Origin of the sequence: Arthrobacter sp. GMC3 (genome assembly GCF_002929305.1) — a bacterium.
Taxonomy (GTDB): domain Bacteria; phylum Actinomycetota; class Actinomycetes; order Actinomycetales; family Micrococcaceae; genus Specibacter.
In genome coordinates, this window is record NZ_PJIO01000143.1 from 1 (window position 1) to 543 (window position 543).

General features: G+C 62.4%; 1 pseudogene. It reads left to right on the top strand.

Features of this window, described 5'->3' with window-relative positions:
* Positions 1 to 102: 102 nt before the first annotated feature.
* Positions 103 to 543 (top strand): annotated as a pseudogene (locus CXQ94_RS24035) (arginine decarboxylase); the annotation flags it as partial.

The following is a 543-nucleotide window of genomic DNA, read 5'->3' on the forward strand; positions in this document are numbered from 1 at the left end:
CCGATTTTCACCATTTTCCGCATATCGGCTGTCGAAGCCGCATAGCCTTCGCCGCGCGGTTCTGCTCGCTGCGAAACACTCAATTTCTTCCGGGAGGCCCTGATGCCTGTACGACGCACACGTAAAGACGACGGTAGCCAGTGGACCGCTGCCGACAGCCGCAGCATCTACGGTATCCGCCACTGGGGCGCTGGGTATTTCGCAATCAACGACCAGGGCAATGTCGAAGTGCGCCCGCAAGGGCCGAGCGGCGAGCCGATCGAGTTCAACGGCCTGATCGAGCAATTACGCGAGGCGGGGCTGTCACTGCCGTTGCTGGTGCGTTTCCCCGGCATCCTGCAGGACCGCGTACGGCGCCTGACCGGTGCCTTCGATGCCAACATAGAGCGCATGGAGTACGCCGGCAAGTACACCGCGTTGTACCCGATCAAGGTCAACCAGCAGGAAGCGGTGGTGGAGAACATCATCGCCACGCAGAACGTTTCCATCGGCCTGGAGGCGGGTTCCAAGCCGGAGCTGATGGCTGTGCTGGCGCTGGCGCCG